This is a genomic window from Streptomyces niger, assembly GCF_000718305.1.
GTDB classification, from domain to species: Bacteria; Actinomycetota; Actinomycetes; order Streptomycetales; family Streptomycetaceae; genus Streptomyces; species Streptomyces niger.
This window is the reverse complement of the sequence record NZ_JOFQ01000052.1, coordinates 1-2,005: the sequence shown is the minus strand read 5'-3', so window position 1 is coordinate 2,005 and position 2,005 is coordinate 1. Positions and strand designations below refer to the sequence as shown.

Genomic DNA, 2,005 nt, shown 5'->3' with positions numbered 1-2,005 from the left:
GCAGTTGGCCAGCAGGTGCAGGACGGTGTGGTGTTCGACGGCGACACCCTTGGGGCGGTAGGCCGCGCCGGTCTTGAGGATGGCGAGCAGGCCGACGGCCGTCTGGAGGCTGCGCTCGACCGAGAGGGCGATGAGCTGCTCCGGGCCGGCGCCGTGCGACAGCAGGTGGTGGGCCAGCCGGTTCGCCGCCTCGTCCAGCTCTCGGTAGGTCAGTGTGGCACCGGCGTACGAGACGGCCGGTGCGTCCGGCGTCAGTGCCGCCTGCCGGGCCACCCGCTCGTGGATCGTGCCCTCCCAGGGGGCCGTGCCCTCCGTGACACCCCACTCCCGAACCAACCGCTCCCGCTCACCCTCGGTGAGGAGGGGCAGCGCGGAGACGGGCCGGCCCGGGGCGGCGACGGCCGCGGCGAGCAGGGTGTTGAGGTGCTCGCCGAAGCGCGCGATGGTCGGCGCGTCGAACAGCTCGGCGCTGTACTCGGCCACGGCGCGCAGACCGCCTTCGTGCTCCTCGAATTCGAGGGTGAGGTCGAACAGCGCGGTGTCCCGCTCCAGCGGGTAGTCGGTGACGCGGACGTCCCCGAGGTGCGGGTGCATGCCCGGCGCGTTCTGGAGCACCACCATCGCCTGCACGAGCGGCGTACGGCTGGTGTCCCGCTCCGGCTGCACCGCCTCCACCAGACGCTCGAACGGCACGTCCTCGTGCGCGAACGCATCGAGCACGGTCTCCTTCACCTGCCCCAGCAGGGTGGCGAAGGACGCCTCCGGGTCGATCTGCGAGCGCAGGACGACCGTGTTGACCAGGAAGCCGACCAGCTGCTCCAGGCCGCCACCGCTCCGGCCGGCGGACGCCGTGCCGACGGCGATGTCGCGCTGTCCGGTGTAGCGCGCGAACACGGCCTGCACGGCCGCCGTCAGTGCCATGAAGAGCGTGGCGTCCTGGGCGCGGGCCAGCTCCTTCAGCCCGTCGACCGTGGCGGCCGGTACGTCGAAGCCGAGGACCGCGCCCTTGGACGAGCGCACCACCGGGCGCGGCCGGTCGGTGGGCAGCTCCAGCGGAGCGATGCCGTCGAGCTGCCGGCGCCACCAGCCGAGCTGGTCCTCCAGCAGGCCGCCCTCCGCCAGCCGGCTGCGCTGCCAGGCGGCGAAGTCGGGGTACTGGGCGGTGACGTCGGGCAGCTCCGGCGCGCGGTTCCCGGCCCGGGCGAGGTACAGCTCACCGAGCTCCCGGGAGACGACACCCATGGACCAGCCGTCGGTGATGATGTGGTGCATCCCCAGGACGCAGACGTGTTCGTCCGCGCCGAGCCGGACGAGCAGCACCCGGACGAGCGGCCCGTTCCGCAGGTCGTACGGGCGGGTCAGCTCCTCCTGCGCGAGGGCCCGCAGCTCCTCCTCGCTCGCGGCCTCCTCGGTGCGCCACGCGGGGGCCAGGTCGGCGTGGACGATCTGTACGCCGTGGCCGTCGGCCACGTCGAAGGTGGTACGCAGCGCCTCGTGGCGGGCCACCAGGTCGCCGACCGCCGCGCGGAGCGCGTCCGTGTCGAGGGGACCGGTCAGCCGCAGGCCCACGCCGACCTTCTCGGCGCCGAGGACCTGGGACCAGATGGCGGTGAGGGTTTCCTCGGTGGCGTTGCGCGGTGCGGTGTACCCGGTCGCCAGCTGGTCGGTGTGGACCTCGGGTGCGGGCAGTGCGCGCCGGTCGACCTTGCCGCTCGGCGTGAGCGGCAGCCGGTCCAGCGCCACGAACAGGGCGGGAACCATGTAGTCCGGCAGCCGCTCGGACAGATGGGTGCGCAGTTCGGTGGCGGGCAGGGTGGTGTCGGTGACGAAGTAGGCGATGAGCCGGCGGTGCCCGTCGGGGGTTTCGTGGGCGGTGACGATGGCTTCGTGGATGCGGGGGTGGGTGAGGAGGGTGGTTTCGATCTCGCCGAGTTCGATGCGGAAGCCGCGGATTTTGACCTGGTCGTCGGCGCGGCCGAGGTGTTCGAGGGTGCCGTCGGGGCGC

1 protein-coding gene is annotated in these 2,005 nt (G+C 73.0%); it reads right to left on the bottom strand.

Annotated features, from left to right (window positions below):
* Positions 1–2,005 (bottom strand): condensation domain-containing protein (locus IF20_RS36835; protein WP_199896931.1); only part of this gene is annotated, 2,005 nt, incomplete at both ends.